Origin of the sequence: Brevundimonas intermedia (assembly GCF_004614235.1) — a bacterium.
Taxonomy (GTDB): domain Bacteria; phylum Pseudomonadota; class Alphaproteobacteria; order Caulobacterales; family Caulobacteraceae; genus Brevundimonas; species Brevundimonas intermedia_A.
Genome location: NZ_SPVH01000002.1, coordinates 414,126 through 428,608, shown reverse-complemented (window position 1 = coordinate 428,608; position 14,483 = coordinate 414,126). Strand labels below are relative to the sequence as shown.

22 protein-coding genes are annotated in these 14,483 nt (G+C 65.2%); 10 read left to right on the top strand and 12 right to left on the bottom strand.

What is annotated here, in order from left to right:
* Window positions 1-28: 28 nt before the first annotated feature.
* Genes EGY25_RS03910 through EGY25_RS03900 form a run of 3 tightly spaced genes read right to left on the bottom strand, consistent with a single transcriptional unit; the run spans window position 29 to window position 1,096 of the window.
* Window positions 29-259 (bottom strand): hypothetical protein, encoded by a 231-nt coding sequence (locus EGY25_RS03910; protein ID WP_135193738.1) that lies wholly within the window; start codon window positions 257-259, stop codon window positions 29-31.
* Window positions 219-590, bottom strand: a complete 372-nt coding sequence (locus EGY25_RS03905) for a hypothetical protein (protein ID WP_135193737.1) — start codon at window positions 588-590, stop codon at window positions 219-221. The genes EGY25_RS03910 and EGY25_RS03905 overlap by 41 nt, the downstream gene beginning before the upstream one ends.
* Window positions 587-1,096 (bottom strand): glycoside hydrolase family 19 protein, encoded by a 510-nt coding sequence (locus EGY25_RS03900; RefSeq protein WP_135193736.1) that lies wholly within the window; start codon window positions 1,094-1,096, stop codon window positions 587-589. Before EGY25_RS03900 ends, EGY25_RS03905 begins: the two co-directional genes overlap by 4 nt.
* 269 nt (window positions 1,097-1,365) lie before the next feature.
* Here EGY25_RS03900 and EGY25_RS03895 point away from each other — a divergent pair, with 269 nt between their 5' ends.
* From EGY25_RS03895 to EGY25_RS16435, 4 genes are all read left to right on the top strand, one after another.
* Entirely contained in the window at window positions 1,366-1,548 is a 183-nt protein-coding gene (locus tag EGY25_RS03895; RefSeq protein WP_135193735.1) for a hypothetical protein, read from the top strand.
* Complete coding sequence (locus EGY25_RS16440) at window positions 1,548-1,706, top strand: hypothetical protein (protein ID WP_167762469.1); 159 nt, start codon at window positions 1,548-1,550, stop codon at window positions 1,704-1,706. The genes EGY25_RS03895 and EGY25_RS16440 overlap by 1 nt, the downstream gene beginning before the upstream one ends.
* Before the next feature lie 28 nt (window positions 1,707-1,734).
* Window positions 1,735-1,986, top strand: a complete 252-nt coding sequence (locus tag EGY25_RS03890) for a hypothetical protein (RefSeq protein WP_245159333.1) — start codon at window positions 1,735-1,737, stop codon at window positions 1,984-1,986.
* A gap of 222 nt (window positions 1,987-2,208) precedes the next feature.
* Window positions 2,209-2,346 (top strand): hypothetical protein, encoded by a 138-nt coding sequence (locus tag EGY25_RS16435; protein WP_167762450.1) that lies wholly within the window; start codon window positions 2,209-2,211, stop codon window positions 2,344-2,346.
* A gap of 18 nt (window positions 2,347-2,364) precedes the next feature.
* Here EGY25_RS16435 and EGY25_RS03885 read toward each other — a convergent pair whose 3' ends face one another.
* The 3 genes from EGY25_RS03885 to EGY25_RS03875 all read right to left on the bottom strand — a co-directional run bounded on the left by EGY25_RS03885 (window position 2,365) and on the right by EGY25_RS03875 (window position 3,597).
* Complete coding sequence (locus EGY25_RS03885) at window positions 2,365-2,628, bottom strand: hypothetical protein (RefSeq protein ID WP_135193734.1); 264 nt, start codon at window positions 2,626-2,628, stop codon at window positions 2,365-2,367.
* 118 nt (window positions 2,629-2,746) lie between these two features.
* Complete coding sequence (locus tag EGY25_RS03880) at window positions 2,747-3,271, bottom strand: hypothetical protein (RefSeq protein ID WP_135193733.1); 525 nt, start codon at window positions 3,269-3,271, stop codon at window positions 2,747-2,749.
* Window positions 3,268-3,597: a hypothetical protein gene (locus EGY25_RS03875; RefSeq protein ID WP_135193732.1), complete on the bottom strand. Its 330-nt coding sequence runs from the start codon at window positions 3,595-3,597 to the stop codon at window positions 3,268-3,270. The genes EGY25_RS03880 and EGY25_RS03875 overlap by 4 nt, the downstream gene beginning before the upstream one ends.
* Before the next feature lie 217 nt (window positions 3,598-3,814).
* Between EGY25_RS03875 and EGY25_RS03870 the strand changes: the two genes are divergently transcribed.
* The 4 genes from EGY25_RS03870 to EGY25_RS03855 all read left to right on the top strand — a co-directional run bounded on the left by EGY25_RS03870 (window position 3,815) and on the right by EGY25_RS03855 (window position 6,272).
* Complete coding sequence (locus tag EGY25_RS03870; RefSeq protein ID WP_135193731.1) at window positions 3,815-4,150, top strand: hypothetical protein; 336 nt, start codon at window positions 3,815-3,817, stop codon at window positions 4,148-4,150.
* A gap of 122 nt (window positions 4,151-4,272) precedes the next feature.
* A complete protein-coding gene (locus tag EGY25_RS03865; protein ID WP_135193730.1) occupies window positions 4,273-4,503 on the top strand; it encodes a hypothetical protein in 231 nt (76 codons plus the stop codon).
* Window positions 4,504-5,025: 522 nt separating this feature from the next.
* Window positions 5,026-5,661: a hypothetical protein gene (locus EGY25_RS03860; RefSeq protein WP_135193729.1), complete on the top strand. Its 636-nt coding sequence runs from the start codon at window positions 5,026-5,028 to the stop codon at window positions 5,659-5,661.
* A gap of 56 nt (window positions 5,662-5,717) precedes the next feature.
* Window positions 5,718-6,272: a hypothetical protein gene (locus EGY25_RS03855; protein ID WP_135193728.1), complete on the top strand. Its 555-nt coding sequence runs from the start codon at window positions 5,718-5,720 to the stop codon at window positions 6,270-6,272.
* 111 nt (window positions 6,273-6,383) lie between these two features.
* On the opposite strand, the gene EGY25_RS03850 is transcribed toward EGY25_RS03855, so the two are convergent.
* The 5 genes from EGY25_RS03850 to EGY25_RS16430 form a co-directional block, all read right to left on the bottom strand.
* Window positions 6,384-7,100 (bottom strand): hypothetical protein, encoded by a 717-nt coding sequence (locus EGY25_RS03850; protein ID WP_135193727.1) that lies wholly within the window; start codon window positions 7,098-7,100, stop codon window positions 6,384-6,386.
* 14 nt (window positions 7,101-7,114) lie between these two features.
* Window positions 7,115-7,975, bottom strand: a complete 861-nt coding sequence (locus tag EGY25_RS03845) for an SGNH/GDSL hydrolase family protein (RefSeq protein WP_348521837.1) — start codon at window positions 7,973-7,975, stop codon at window positions 7,115-7,117.
* Between the two features lie 88 nt (window positions 7,976-8,063).
* On the bottom strand, window positions 8,064-8,918 hold the full coding sequence (locus EGY25_RS16890; protein WP_348521827.1) for a hypothetical protein: 855 nt from the start codon (window positions 8,916-8,918) through the stop codon (window positions 8,064-8,066).
* Complete coding sequence (locus EGY25_RS03840; protein ID WP_135193725.1) at window positions 8,903-9,343, bottom strand: DUF6950 family protein; 441 nt, start codon at window positions 9,341-9,343, stop codon at window positions 8,903-8,905. Before EGY25_RS03840 ends, EGY25_RS16890 begins: the two co-directional genes overlap by 16 nt.
* Entirely contained in the window at window positions 9,340-9,774 is a 435-nt protein-coding gene (locus EGY25_RS16430) for a hypothetical protein (protein ID WP_167762468.1), read from the bottom strand. The genes EGY25_RS03840 and EGY25_RS16430 overlap by 4 nt, the downstream gene beginning before the upstream one ends.
* 200 nt (window positions 9,775-9,974) lie before the next feature.
* Between EGY25_RS16430 and EGY25_RS03830 the strand changes: the two genes are divergently transcribed.
* Window positions 9,975-10,670: a tyrosine-type recombinase/integrase gene (locus EGY25_RS03830; protein WP_135193723.1), complete on the top strand. Its 696-nt coding sequence runs from the start codon at window positions 9,975-9,977 to the stop codon at window positions 10,668-10,670.
* Entirely contained in the window at window positions 10,670-10,957 is a 288-nt protein-coding gene (locus tag EGY25_RS03825; protein ID WP_135193722.1) for a hypothetical protein, read from the top strand. Before EGY25_RS03830 ends, EGY25_RS03825 begins: the two co-directional genes overlap by 1 nt.
* A 359-nt stretch (window positions 10,958-11,316) precedes the next feature.
* On the opposite strand, the gene EGY25_RS03820 is transcribed toward EGY25_RS03825, so the two are convergent.
* Window positions 11,317-14,481 (bottom strand): efflux RND transporter permease subunit, encoded by a 3,165-nt coding sequence (locus tag EGY25_RS03820; protein WP_135193721.1) that lies wholly within the window; start codon window positions 14,479-14,481, stop codon window positions 11,317-11,319.
* Between the last annotated feature and the right edge of the window lie 2 nt (window positions 14,482-14,483).

The following is a 14,483-nucleotide window of genomic DNA, read 5'->3' as shown; positions in this document are numbered from 1 at the left end:
TTCGCTGTGCGGCTGATATATTGATGCACTAGCCTGGTCTGGGCGGCACTGTAGGCGGCGGACATCGGAACGGCAGGTCCGCCCCGCTGGTCACGGCCCAGCGGCAGATGCGGCCGACCGCCGCCCAGCCTCGATCGCCCCAGGCCTCGACCGCATCGTCGTGCGCCGTCAGGGCCGCGTCGCTTTCTAGATCCGCCGGCGAGAGCTGGGGCTTGGCCTCAACGCGCAGATCGGCATGCAACGGGAAGATCGGCTTCACGTGCTCCCTGCTGGCGCAGGATGACGCAGCCACGGCGAACGCGGCGATCAGAAGGGCGGGTGTTAGGCAGTGTAGCGGTCGCATTGGCGCGTTCCTTTTCGCGGTAGTTGATGGTGGTGGTGTCAGTCAGCCGCTCTTCGGCCGCCGCTTCCTTGGCGGTCCCGTCGTTGACCAGGATGCGGGTGTTCGCCTCGACCCGCCTGACATCCGAGCGTGGGGCGCAGGTGTTCAGCAGCACGACGACGGCGACGATCAGGACGCCCAGGACGAAGGCGGCAGCGAACAGCGGAGAGATGCCCCAGGCCGCGAGGCGACGGATAATTCCGCTCACAGTCCGAAGACCTTCTTGGCGGCCGTCGTCGCAGCGATCCGATCAGTCAGGCCGTTCGTCCCACCGTTGACCTTCAGCGTCACGCCGCGCACGTCGTCTCGCTCCGCAGGCGCGATGCAGCCGTGCTTGACGAAGAAGTCGGCCGACGCTGTGGCGCTGGCGACGGGGTCGGTGCGTAGTTGCTCGGGCGAGAACCCCGAGGCCTCGATGTTCTCGCGCCCGGTGATCTGCTTATCGCCCGATCCCCGGAACTTCCAGCCGTCGCCGGGCTGGGTGTTGCCCAGGTTCTCGCGGCCCCAATCGCCGCCATAAACGATGTTGGCGATGGCATTCTGATGAGCGGCGCGGACAACCGTCTTCCTGCCCTTCACCACCTTGTCGATGCGCCCAAACTTCTCAGCATCAGCCATGCTGATCCGGTGGCGCCCGAAGGTGTCCAGCAAGCCTTGAACCGAATAGTTCAGGCTCTCCTCGCGTGTCGTGAAGCCTTTGCTCTCCACGAACATCTGACCAAGCCAGTGCGCCAGGACAAGGCCAGAGAAGCCGCGCGCTGTGGCCGCCGCCTCCAGCGCCTCGCGTCCCCGGCGTGGCCCGAGGCGCGAACGTGCGAAACCTGTCAGCCGGAATGAGGACCATGGTCAGTCTCCAGGTTGTGAGGAATGAATTTCGAAGCTAAGCCGCAGCCGTCGCGGTTCGTGCTGGATCCGCGTCAGGCGGCCTGGTCGATGGCGACATCGGCCGGGCCGTGTCACCGCAACGAGGGTTGCGATGGAAGATGGGACGCTTGAACGGCGCCATGGGGGCGGAGCAGTTGGTCGCCGCCAAAATCACGGAGTTCGGGGCGCACTTGACGGCCGGCGATCGGGCCGCAGCGGAGCGAGCGCGGACGGAAGCTCTCGCCGCTCTGGAAGTCCATCTGGACCTGACCGACCAGTTGATCAGTCAAACCTTCGCCTGATGCCGATGCATCCTGACGACAGAGGCCCTCTATGGGACGCGCCCAAACCGAAGTCGTCCGGCAAGGTGCGTGTGGTCGCCCTTGTCTTCGCCAGTCTCGCCGCCTGGGGGGTGGTCGCGGGCATCACCTATCTGATCACCCGCTGGGCGGGAGACTGAGACAAACCGGGTTTGTCAGGCGGGCTTAATGTGCGAACGCGTACCGCTGGACGAGATAGCGGCAATCTGCAATTTCTTCAGAATGGAACAGCGACCGCCCAACTACAGCGCGGCTCTGAGCCCGGAAGACCGCGCTCTTGATCATCTTTGGCGGCAACGCTTCGACCAGCCCTTGCCCATTATCGGCGCCAGCGACGTCGTTCAGACGATCCTAACGAAAGACGGCGTCACCGACGACGAGATCAAGCGAGCCGTCGCTCGGTACACGTCGTCCGACTGAGGCAGCGAGCGGCACCCCGTAGAGCGTTCAAGACGACGACAGCGGCGCGTATGGTTGTGAAGAGTTTCTTCAGAAGTTGCGCGCAACTTTCGATCAGCGGCGATCTTAGTGCCGTGCCCCACGACTGACCCGTTCCGAACCGCGCAGGCTCCGGGGCGGGTCGATCTTTGTCAGGTGATGGCGGCCTAGCGCGCCACTGGCGCGGAGACTGGGAGAGCCTATATGGCCGCCATGATCGGTGAAATCCTCTACTTCGCGCATCGCCACGCCCGTGTCCTGATCGTGGCGGTGGCTATCGGCTTTGCCTTCAGCCTTGTATCGGGCGGCGAGGCCGTGGCGCACCACATCCATTGGCGCTGACTTGTAAATCGATCCTGGTCAGCCCGGCATTCGAGGCACATCCATCGGCTGACCACGCGTCATGTTCTGATGCTGTTCACGGCTATCATCTTCAACCTGCCGCCATTGCCGTTCTGTCATGCATATGCGCTTCGGACGGTTCGACCCGACCACATGCTCTCTGCGGCAAATCCTGCGCTCGCTGGGTTGTTCCACCGGGGAGCGCTCGCCGGCCTGAACATCTTGAGGGGGAGCGTCTTGCATCGAGAACAGGGTCAAGGCAGCAGCGAGCGCAGACATCATGGCGTGTGATCTTCCGAATTTTGGTCGGCGATCTTTGATCGTTTTCTAGGCGCCTGCAATAGCCGTCGATGAAGCCAGGGAAGACGGAAGCCTTCAAGGGATGGCGCCAAGCCAGCCGTCAAACCGCGCCAGCGCTGTTGGTCAGGATGAAGCCGGCGACACTGGCGATGACGGCGATGGCGCCGGTCAACACCAGCAAGCGAAGCCCACGTTTCCCGTCGTCCTCGGGCGGCGGCCCATCGTCGACAGCAGCGGGCGGCAGCATGAAGGCGGCGCGACGGGACAGCCCGTCCATGCCCAGCAGCATCAGAAGCTGGATGAACTGATGGCTCCAGGGCGGCGGCTCGCGCTCGCCCATGACATGGTCGAGATAGGCCAGGGCCGAGACGATGATCACTGTCCCGACCAGCGGCAGACCGATGCTCATGTGCTGGACCTGAAGCGCCTTGCCGGGAAACAGGACCATGCAGCCGTAGCCGAACAGGATCACGGCCGCGACGAAGTGCAGGCCCCGCCAGAGCATCGAGGCCGACGCCTTTGTCTCATAGCTCTTGCCGAGCAGTCGGCAGATTTCCAGCAGGCATGCGCCGGCCGAGACGAAGATGATGCCCGTATAGAGCACCATCAGCACGTGAGCGTTCATCGCTGAGGCTCCTGGTTGAAGACGGCCCGCACCACGCGGGTCAGGGTGTCGAAGAGGGCGCGCGGGTCGTTGGCGACCATCCAGCCTAGCGCCAGGGCGACGCCGCGCATGTCGAGGACAGGCACAACGGCGAGGATCACGCCCTGGGTCAGGGCCTCGGCGACGATGGGGCCGGCGACGATGCCCAGGCCCAGATGCAGCCATGCGCGCCGTTGGGCGACCGGGTTGCCCGCCTTGGCGGAATAGGCCGTCACCAGCCCGACAGCCCCCGACAGCACGCCGCCGCACAGGCCCCAGAACGCGGGCACATCACGCGGGTCAATCATATCCGCCCCTCCAAATACTCAGGCCGTGGTGGAACAGCCGTCGGGCGGCTTAATGGGGGTTTCGGTAGGCGCTTGGCTCGACGGTCATCGCAGGAGACGCGCAGCGGCGAAGTTGAGCCCGTCGCGATAAGCGACCCTTGTTCGCCCGGCCCGTCCTGCGTACAGCAGCAACGCCACTTTTGGCTGGTGCCGACGCGGTCGGCCGGGGAACCCTCAAATGATCAATCGCTTCGTCGGGGCTGCATGCCTCGCGGTCAGCCTGCTCGCCTCTGGCGCGTCGGCGCAGACTGAGTCCGTGTCGTTCGAACTGACCAACAACACCGGCTTCACCCTGACCCATATCTACATCTCGCTGCCATCGTCAGACGAGTGGGAGGAAGACATCCTGGGCGACCAAGTCGTGGGCGAAGGCGAAACCGTCGTCATCAGCGTCGATGACGGCCTGGCCGAGTGCGAGTACGACATCCGCTACGACTTCGAAGACGGAGACTCACTGGTCGAAAAGTCCGTCGATATGTGTGAGATCAACGGGTCTGAATACACGGTGGGCTAAACGACCAGGCGGCGGCGCACCGTGGGGAAGCCCCTAGTGTGCGACGCCGCCAAACAACCGTTGGGTGGCTTGTGGGAACCGGACGACGATGTGCGCCTTCCGATCAGGACTGGAGAAATACGATGGCCGAGAAAGACATCACCGATCCCGACTATGGCCGGATGGACCCGACCGCGATCGATCCGAAGCTGGTCCTGCCGCAAGACATCGACGAGGTGGACGAAGTCGTCGAAGGTCCAACGATCCTTGAGAACCCGGTCGCGGGGGATGACGCTATACCGGTTCCTCAGGACGAGGTGGCTGGCGCCGACCCCGACATGGACCCGGACGAGAGCGCGACGAAGGCGCATTGATCATGCGTAGCGGCGATAGGGCAGAGGCGAATCTATGGAGCTGATCTGGCTATTCGTCGGCGCCGTCGTGCTCGTTGGCGCTATGTGGGCTTTGAATGACGCCGTCACGAAACGCACGCGGTCGGCCGACAGGAATGTCGATGGCGAGCCTGATGAGGGCGGTCCCAACGAACTCTAGCGCGCGGCCTTGGACGGGGGCCGGTAACGGCCGCGAGTTGCGTTTGCGCGAGGGTGCCGCCTCGCCTTGCCTCGTCGTCGGCGGCCAACGCCGCCCACGCGATCCAGGCGGAAGGGGTCATAGACGATACTCCACGCCGGGGCTAATGGAGGGCGAGCGGAACGGAGCGGATGCTTGGATTGAGAGCCAGTCGGACTTGGAAGCCCACGAGGCCCGATCCGCCTGAGGACTCAAGTGGAGAGGATCGCGCCATGTCTTAGCCCGCGGTGAATACGGTATAGACAACGGCGAGACGACCCTGGCATCAAACAGGAATTTATCCTCAAGCGATGATTATAGGCGCCATGAGAAAACTGCCGATTTACGACTTCACGAAGGACCATCCTGAATGGCCACGGATACTGGCCATACTTGGCAACGGATCGGCGCTAACTATGGAGCGTCGCCCAATCTATCCGTATGGTGCCTGCTACTGGCTTTCCGACGAATTCGCTCGCCAGATTGAAGGCGAGATGGTGCCCGGGTGGCGCGTACAGTGGATGCCCGGTCTCTACATAGAAGCCGTTCATCATGGCGTAGTTCGCAAGGGCAACCAGTGGCTCGACCCGCATGATCTACACCCAGACTCTGAGGCGAGCGGCAGGGAAGGAATCAGCCTCTTTGTCGAAGATCGATCCATCCCCGTCGATCTCAAATGGCCTGTGCTTATTCCTCATCGTCATTTAGCTTTGCGCAACGACGATGACGTAACGAACTACATTCTCCAGTACAATCGTAATGCCCAAGCTGATCGTCGCCGCCGCGATATTAGGCAGGCCTCCTTGGGCTCCTCTTGGTCAATTCGAACGGGTTGGGTGGGTGTTGGCCCCCTCACTGATAAAGTTATCAATTTTGAACTAGACGACTCGCTAATCCGAATGTTCGAAGCAAAAGAAAAGCTGGCAACGAAGTGTAGGGCATTAAAAGACGAGAATACTTAGAGAGAATAGGTCAGAATTTTGACGAGATCTATTTAAAAGCGACGATTAGGGCGACCATGAGCGAGACCGGAAATGCTACGAGACGCGCACATCGTGCAGTAGAACGCGAGGCCTTGGCCGCTACTCATTTTCTCTCTGGCTTAAAAGGCTCCAGCCTACTTTCAGCGTGGGAGGACTGGGCTATTCGGTGGCGCATCGCGGCCGATCTGACCGAAGGACTGGTGAGGCGATCACCAGCGGTCGCTGCGCCGTTGAATGAGCTAGTCGCCAGAAGAACGAATGATGCTGGGCTTGCTTACGTATGGGCCTGCGGCAATGCTGAGCGACACAATCCCGACGGCAGTGCAGATGCCGGGAAAGCCGTTGCTATAGGCTTGCCGCCAGGGGCGCTAAGTGGATACATCGAACACATCAGCATAAAAGACGGCGAGGTGATTGGTCTGGGCGCGCATAGCGGTGTCTTGATTGACGCGGACAGCGGCGAGTTGATCCTCAAATCAGTCAGTCACCAGCGACAGTCCATCTCGCCGCCAAATAACATGACCCCTGAGAAGCTTTGTGCCGTTGGCCATCGGTACATTAGCGATCTTTGGGCGCTCGTGGTGGGCTAATGCAGGCGAAAGGACGGCTCCGAAGAACCGCCCACAAACGCACTGACCGGACTTGCCCGGCCAAGCCGAGACGAACCACGGTTCCGCCAAACGGTCGCGTCGGCGCGGGCGTCAGGCATCGGCCAAGTCGTTCATCACGAAGGCCAGGGTCTCGGTCAGCTCTTCATCCGACAGAGCGTGGTCATAGACGATGGCGGCGGCGATCTTGCACGTTCCGCCGAATGCCGCGCTGTAATAGCCGCCGATCTCGACCAGGCGGGCCGAGGGTGTGCGCGACCCGCTCAGGCTGGCTTCAAACTCGGAGCCCTCCGCAATCTCACGGATCGAGGCGGTCGCGCCGGAAACCCGCAGCGCGACGGCGCGCAAGGGGGTGACGTTGGCAATAGGGGTCGGCAGCGCGTCGCCTGACGTGGAATAGACGATGGCCCGCGCACGCGCCGCCGGCAGTCCGCCGGCGGCCGGGTTAGACAGCCACATCACCGCCCCGGACGAACCATTGGAGGTGCTGGCCAGAACGGGCTGCGTCGAAGTGGATGAAGTCAGGGCGTCGTCGTTCACGAACACGACGATCCACGTGAACGCCGCCGTTTCCGGCGCCGCCAGCCGCATGAAATCCACGCCCGTATCGATCCTCATGAACCCCGCTGACGAAAAGTCCGGCGCGCCGACGATCTGCGCCGGCAGGCCGTCCGGGGCGAAGTTGATGACGGCCTCCGCGACGGAGCCGCGCGTGTAATGCCAGGCCAGCAGACCCTCGGAGACCGGCGCGGCGACTTCGCGCGCGTCCTTCAGAAGACCGTTGATTTTAAAGTCGATGCCATCGGCCATGTCAGCCTCCTGTTTCAAACGATGTGAGTGGTCGCGTAAGCGACGGCGGCGGCGAAGGTCCGCCAGGTTTCGACACGCGCGGCGCCGGTCGGATGCACGCCGTCCGCGATCGTGCGCAGCACGCCGCTCGTGATCGGGTCGGGCGTCGCGGCCGAGGGCGTCAGGTCATATCCGCCGTCCGCCGCTACCTGCGCCCATCCCGAGACCAGATGGATGTTCGGATCATCGGCCTCGTTGACGGCCGTCCAGACCGCGCGGATCGCCTCTATATAGTTGGGCCACAGCGCCTCGCGCGCCGGGATGCGCGCCGTGCCGGGCAAGGCGACGATGATGGGGTGCGTAGCGTGATAGGCGCGCCAGCGACGGAAGAGCAGCGCATAGCCGTCGTGGATGCGGTCATAGATCGTCTCCAGCGTGAGCGCGTTGATGTCGTTCGTCCAGAGCGACAGTTGCAACAGTGTGGCGGGCGTCAGGCCGTGCCGCGTGATGTAGAAGCTGAAGTCCATCACCTGACCGTTGACGATGTCTTCGGCCGCATCGCCGGCGGTCGGCGCGCGAAGCAGGGTGTTCTTCAATCGCTTGTTCTCTACCGTCATGGCGACATAGGCCGCTTCATCGCCGGAGGGCAAAGGCGAGACCGTCGCCGCGGTCTGATAGGTGAAGTCGCCCAGCTGATGGCCCGGCTTCACCTCGCCGTTCTTGCCGCCCGTGGCGGTGTCGTCTGTCGCGCCCCGGCTGACCAGTGTACCGATCCATGACGGAGTATAGCCCCACTCGGTCAGCGCCTGGTGCTGCCAGTAGAGGCCGCTCCGATAGGCGATGCTGTCCCCCAGCGTCAGGATGGCCGGCGATCCGGCCCCCGGATTGCTGGCCACCCGCACCGCAATGTCCCCGCTCTCGGCGATCAATCCGCCGTCGCCGGCACGGACCAGCAGACGCGCCGATCCGCCGAGGCCGGCGGGATCAAACCGGACCTGATTGCGAAAGCTGATCGGAGCGCCGGACGCCGGCAACAGCAGCCCCTGCACGCGCGATCCGTCGTTGCGGTTGCGCAGCACATTGTCCAGCACCAGAGACGTCGGCTCGCCCTCGACGCCGTAGAGGGCCGGCCCGACATAGGGTGAGGTATCCTGCACGCTCTGGACGGCGTCGCTGGCGGCGGGCTGGATCGACACGGCGCGACCGCGACGGTCGATAGACGTCCATGACGTAACGATCGTCGATCGCCTTGCACAACAGGGCCATCCGCGCGACCCCCTCGCCGACATGGCTTTCGTCATAGAGATCCGACAGGCCCGCCGACGCAAACAGGGCGATCAGTTCGTCGAAAGCGCCGTCGTCGCCGGGTTGACCCGTCTTGGCCAGGATGCGGATCTCGTGATCGCCATAGGCGCCGTTCAACCGCTGCACCCACCCCTCGGTATCGACCGTCACCGCGTCATCATTGAGCCAGAACTGTTCGAACGCATCGACGGGCTGATCCAGCACATTGATGATCTCGACGTTCCAGCCCGGCAGGGATTCCCACAGGGCGCGCGGCCCGGACAGACGGGCGCGGCCCGTGCCGATGCGCCGCTTTGGCGTCGTCTGATTGACCGGAACCTTGCCCTGTTCCGCATTCGGAACCTTGGGCGACATCAAGGACGACAGGCCGACGGCCGCGCCGACATAGACTAGGGCGTATGTGGCGGCGTAGGCGACATTGGCGATCGTCGCCGCCGTCGTAATCGAGACGCCGGTTGCGGTCGCGGCCTGGAAAGCCGTCATGGCGACCCATTCCGCCGCCTTGGCGGCGATCCAGCTTATCGGGTCCTCCATGCCGTCCTCCACGCCTGGACTGGCGACGCGCGCCCCAGCCACAATCCGTCCTGTGTGACGACGGCCCATTCGCCGCCCCCGATGCAGATCGCCCCGACCAGACCCGACAGCCGAGGCCCGACCCAGCGCGTCGCCATCGGCAAAAGTCCGACGTCGCCAACCCGTGGCCGCGCCACCGTCGACAGACCCGCCGCCTCGGCGCCGCCCTGCCAAAGGGCCTGCAATCCACCCGCCCGCCCCGCCAGCCGCGCCGCGCCTAGGGCGGTGCGATACCGCCCGCGCCAGTCGACCGCCGGATCATCATGGCCACAGGCGACGACCCAGTCGGCAGGCCACAGCGTGCAGTCATGTCGGCCCCAGGCGCGCGGGGTATCGACCGCCCGATCCAGCCAGGCGGCGAGGGCGGGGCCCTTGGAAAGAGTCACGCGATCGGCGGCCACGGTCGTGTGGCGTCCGCACCCAGACGCCCGACCAGGGACATGCTGTTGTCGTTGGGATGAAGCCGGTTCTGTTCGGCATGGGTCCAAAGGGCGGGCTGGCCGACACGGCGGCTGGTCCGGCTGGATCCGAGCGTCAGGGACACCGACATGGATAGCGCCTCCGTGTCCAGGCCGTCAGGGGACAGGCCGATCTCATGACTTCCGACCATGTCCACGCGCCAGCGACGGAACCATTGCACCGGCGTACGCTTCCAGCGCGGGCCATAGAACATCACCCCCAGGTTGGCGCGAACACCGCGCACACCGCCCGCCTGATCGACCAAGGCGACCGTGCGGTCATCGACGCCCGTCAGGGTGAAGGTCGTACTTTCGGCTGCGCCGTTCAGCAGCACCTCCACGGCGGGAAGGTTCTGCATCCAGCCGCAGCCCAGATAGCGACCACCCTCAGGATCGACAGCGTCCGGGGGAAGGGCGAACCCCCCTACACCGGACCAGGCACGCGCAATGGGGTCTGAGCCGATATGCAGGAAGACAGCGGCCGAAACAGGCCGCCCGCCGAGACCTCGAAGACCTGTCGGCGGCCATCGGCTACTGGTGTGCGGAATACCCCCTGCTGATGCGGCCGAAGGTCTGGCTGCCGGAAAAGCCTGACAGCCCGCGTGACGCCCTCAGCCGCGACCAGATCGCGCGATTGTTGAAGGCGGCGATGGGCTACCGGCTGAAGGATGGGAAGTGGACCCGGCTATCGCTGTCGGCCCAGCTCAACCGGGCGCACCTGCGACGCTTCATCCTGATCGGGGTCTACACCGGCACTCGGCCGGGCGTGATCCCGAAGCTGCTGTGGCACGAGAGCGCGACGCAGGCCTATGTCGCCCTGGACGACGGGACGATCTACCGACGCGGCAAGGGCGAGAAGGACCACCGGACGAAGCGCCGGCCGCTTGTCCGCATCCCCGGCCGTCTGATCGCGCACATGACCCGCTGGAGTGAGGCTGACGCCCTGGTTCGCCGCACCGATCCGAACACCGGCCAGTCTTTGCCGATCACCACCGTGCTGCACCATGGCGGCCGCCCGCTTGCCGGAAAGATCCGCCGAGGGTTCGAGGCCTGCGTTCGAGACGCCGGCCTCGACGCCGAGATCACGCCGCACTGGCTTCGTCACACCTGCGCGACCCTGCTGTTGGAGGGTGGCGCCTCGCTCTGGGACGCGGCAGCCTACACCGGCATGACCACGAAGACCCTTGAGAACTGCTACGGCCACCACCGGCCCAACCACCAGAGCGGCGCCAGACGGGCGCTGGGAGGCAGATGATGAGCAACGAGGTCTATAGCAAAGACGTCGTCGATAAGATGCTTCAGGGCATTATGCTGGTTCAAAGCCACACGATGCGACTGATCGTCGAAGAGCGGATCGCGGACGAGCGCAACAGCCGCGCTGAGATGGCTGACCTGATGGACCAGTTGAAGGCGACAAGCGAAAATCCAGTGGTCGACGGCTTCTATGCCGCAATGAGCCGGGCGGTGCGTGCAGGCGACACTGACGAAGTGATCGTGCCCGTCGTAAACTTCAGAGTGATCGAAGGGGGCAAGAGCGACTGAAGGATCTGGTTTCCAGATTGTTTCCAGAATGGGTCGTTTTTACCGTGAACGAAAACGGAAACCACTGAACGCCAAAGCCCGGAAATGCTGGGCTTTGGCGGGATGCCCCGTTGTTGACATCGAGGGGGTCACAGGTCCAATCCCTGTCGCGTCCACCATTCTTCTCAACAACTTAGCCTTACGCAGTGTTGGCACGCTGGCCAGAAACTGGCCAGAAAAGCCGCATGCTGAAATGCCGACCGCGTATCGTTCCGCTGGGACCTGCTCCGGACAGTCGTCCCGACAGCCGCTTCTGGCGCAGACCTGCTGTCCCGCCTGTGCGACGGCTCCGAGTTCGGCAGGTTCGCACAGGCGTTTTATCAGTCGTGATCCGGAGCGGATCGCCACCGGGCCGCAAGCACGGGCAAGACGATCAGGGTCAGCAGCGTGGCCGTGGTCAGCCCACCGATGACGACGGTGGCCAGCGGCTTCTGCACCTCGGCACCCGCGCCCGCAGCAAACGCCATGGGCACGAAGCCCAGCACCGCGACCAGGGCCGTGGTCAGCACGGCCCGCAGGCGGCTGACGGCGCCGTGAAGCGCGGCCTCGTCCGGCGGGTCACCCTCGGTCAGTCGCTGGCGGATGGCCTGCATCAGCACCAGTCCGTTCAGCGTCGCCACGCCGGACACGGCGATGAAGCCGACCGCCGCACTGATCGACAGCGGCATCCCGCGCATGGCCAGCGCCAGGGCGCCGCCGACCAGGGCCAGAGGCACGCCTGCAAACACCAGGGCGGCGTCCTTCCACGACCGCAGCGCCAGCACGAGCAGCAGGCCGATGGTCAGGAAGACGATGGGCACAATCAGGGCCAAGCGGGCGGAGGCCCGCTGAAGGTTCTCGAACTGTCCGCCCCAGTCGATCCAGCCGGACGACGGCGGCTGGACCTGATAGGCGACCTTGGCTTGGGCCTCGGCGACGAAGCCGCCCAGGTCACGGCCGCGCACATTGGCCTGCACGATCATGCGACGCTTGCCGTCGGCGCGGCTGATCTGGTTGGGCCCTTCGGCCACGTCGAAGCGGGCGACCGAGGACAGGGGCACGGTCGGGGCGCCGGTCTGGGCGTTCTCGGGCATGACCGGCAGCTGCTCCATCACGGTCGGATCGGCGCGCAGGGCGTCGTCCAGCCGCACCACCACGTCGAACCGCCGGTCGCCCTCGTTGATCTGCCCGGCGGCGCGGCCGGCGAAGGCGATGGCCAGGGCGTCGGCGGCGTCGGAGGCATGGACGCCCTGCGCGGCCGCCACGGTGCGATCGACGCTGGCGGTGATCGTCGGCTGGCCCGACACCTGCTCGACCCGCACGTCCGCTGCGCCCTCGATGCCGTTCAGGACGACCGCGACCTGCTGGGCCGTTCGGTCCATGGCGGCGAAGTCGTCGCCATAGATCATGACCGCCACGTCCGACCGGACCCCGGCGATCAGTTCGTTGAACCGCATCTCGATGGGCTGGGTGAACTCGTAGTTGTTGCCCAGCAGGGTCGACAGCTGCGTCTCCATGTCGGCCACCAGATCGGCCTTGGCCAAGCCCGGCTCGGGCCAGTCGCTGCGGTCCTTCAGGATGACGAAGGTGTCCGAGATCGACGGCGGCATCGGGTCCGATGCGACTTCGGCGGTGCCGGTGCGGGTGAAGACCCGCTCGACCTGCGGCATGGCCTTCAGCGTCCGCTCGACCTGGAACTGCATCGCCTGGCTCTGTTCCAATGAGGTCGAGGGCACGCGCAGGGCCTGGACCAGCACGTCGCCCTCATCCAGTTGCGGCACGAACTCGCGGCCCAGGGTCAGGAAGACGATCAGGCCCGCCAGCAGGGCGACCCCGGCGCCGGTCAGCACCAGCTTGGGCCGCGCGATGGCGCGCTCCAGCAGCGGTTGATAGCGGGCCTTGGCGGCGCGGGTCAGCCGGGTCTCCTCATGATCCGCCTTGGGCTCCTTGACCAGCAGGGCGGCCATGGCGGGCACGAAGGTGAAACTGAGGACGAAGGCGGCGGCCAGGGCCAGCATGACGGTGGCGGCCATCGGCCCGAACATCTTGCCCTCCACCCCTTCGAACATCAGCAGGGGGGCGTAGACCAGAAGGATGATCGCCTGGCCGAAGGCAGCCGGCCGCGCCATCTCGCGCGCCGATGCAGCGGCGACCGACAGCCGTTCGGCGACGGTCAGGGGCCGGCCTGTCTCGGTTCGTTTCAGACCCAGACGACGCAGGGTGTTCTCGATCACCACCACGGCGCCATCGACGATCAGACCGAAGTCCAGCGCCCCCAGGCTCAGCAGATTGGCGCTGATGCCTAACCGGTTCATGGCCGAGGCGGCGAACAGGAAGCTGAGCGGAATGACCAAGGCGGTGATGATCGCCGCCCTCACATTGCCCAGGGCGAAGAACAGCACGGCGACGACAAGCAGGGCGCCCAGCAGCAGATTGTGTTCCACCGTGCGAATGGTCGCCTCGACCAGTTCCGTTCGGTCCAGTTCGGGCCGCAGGTTCACGCCCGGCGGCAGGCTGGGGGCGATGGCCTTCAGCCGTTCGCCGACGCGGTGCGCCACCTCGCGCGAGTTCTCGCCCTGAAGCATCAGGGCCGTGCCGACCACGGTCTCGCGGCCGTCGGCGCTGGCGGACCCCAGGCGGGGGGCGCGGCCGATCTCGACCGTCGCCACGTCCGACACGCGGATCACCTGACCGCCCCGGTTCAGGATGGGGGTCTGGGCCAGGTCGTTCAGGCTTTTCAGACGGGCGTCGGCGCGGACGATATAGGCCTCGCCCGCGCGGTTGACGTAGCCGGCGCCGGCGATGCGATTGGCATGCTCCAGCGCCTCGACCAGTTGCACCAGGCCGACGCCGTATGCGGCCAGCCGGCTTGGGTCGGGGTGAACCGCGTATTCCTTCACATAGCCGCCGAGAACGTCCACGCCGGCGACGCCCTGCACGGTCTTCAGCTGGGGCGCGACGATCCAGTCCTGGACGGTACGCAGATAGGTGGCCTTCTCCTGGTCGGTGACCAGTCGCTCGCCCTCGGGCGTGACATAGACGGCGCCGGGCTGAGCCGCAGGACCCGTCAGCTCCAGCGTCCAGATATAGACCTCGCCCAGGCCGGTCACGACCGGTCCCATCGAGGGTGAGAGACCCTCGGGCAGGTCTGCACGCGCGCCCTGCAGCCGTTCGTTGACCAGGTTGCGGGCGAAATAGATGTCGGTCGCGTCGGTGAAGACGGCCGTGATCTGCGAGAAGCCATGACGCGACAGGGACCGCGTCTCGGTCAGACCCGGCAGGCCCGCCAGCGCGGTCTCCAGCGGGAAGGTGACCTGGCTTTCGACCTCCTCCGGTCCTAGCGCCGGCGCGACGGTGGTGATCTGCACCTGGCGATTGGTGATGTCGGGCACGGCGTCGATGGGCAGGTGCAGCAGTTCGCGCCCGCCCAGGATGGCCAGCACCACGGCCAGTCCGACGACCAGCCAGCGGAAACGCACGGAGGCGTCGATGATCCGGTTCAGCATGA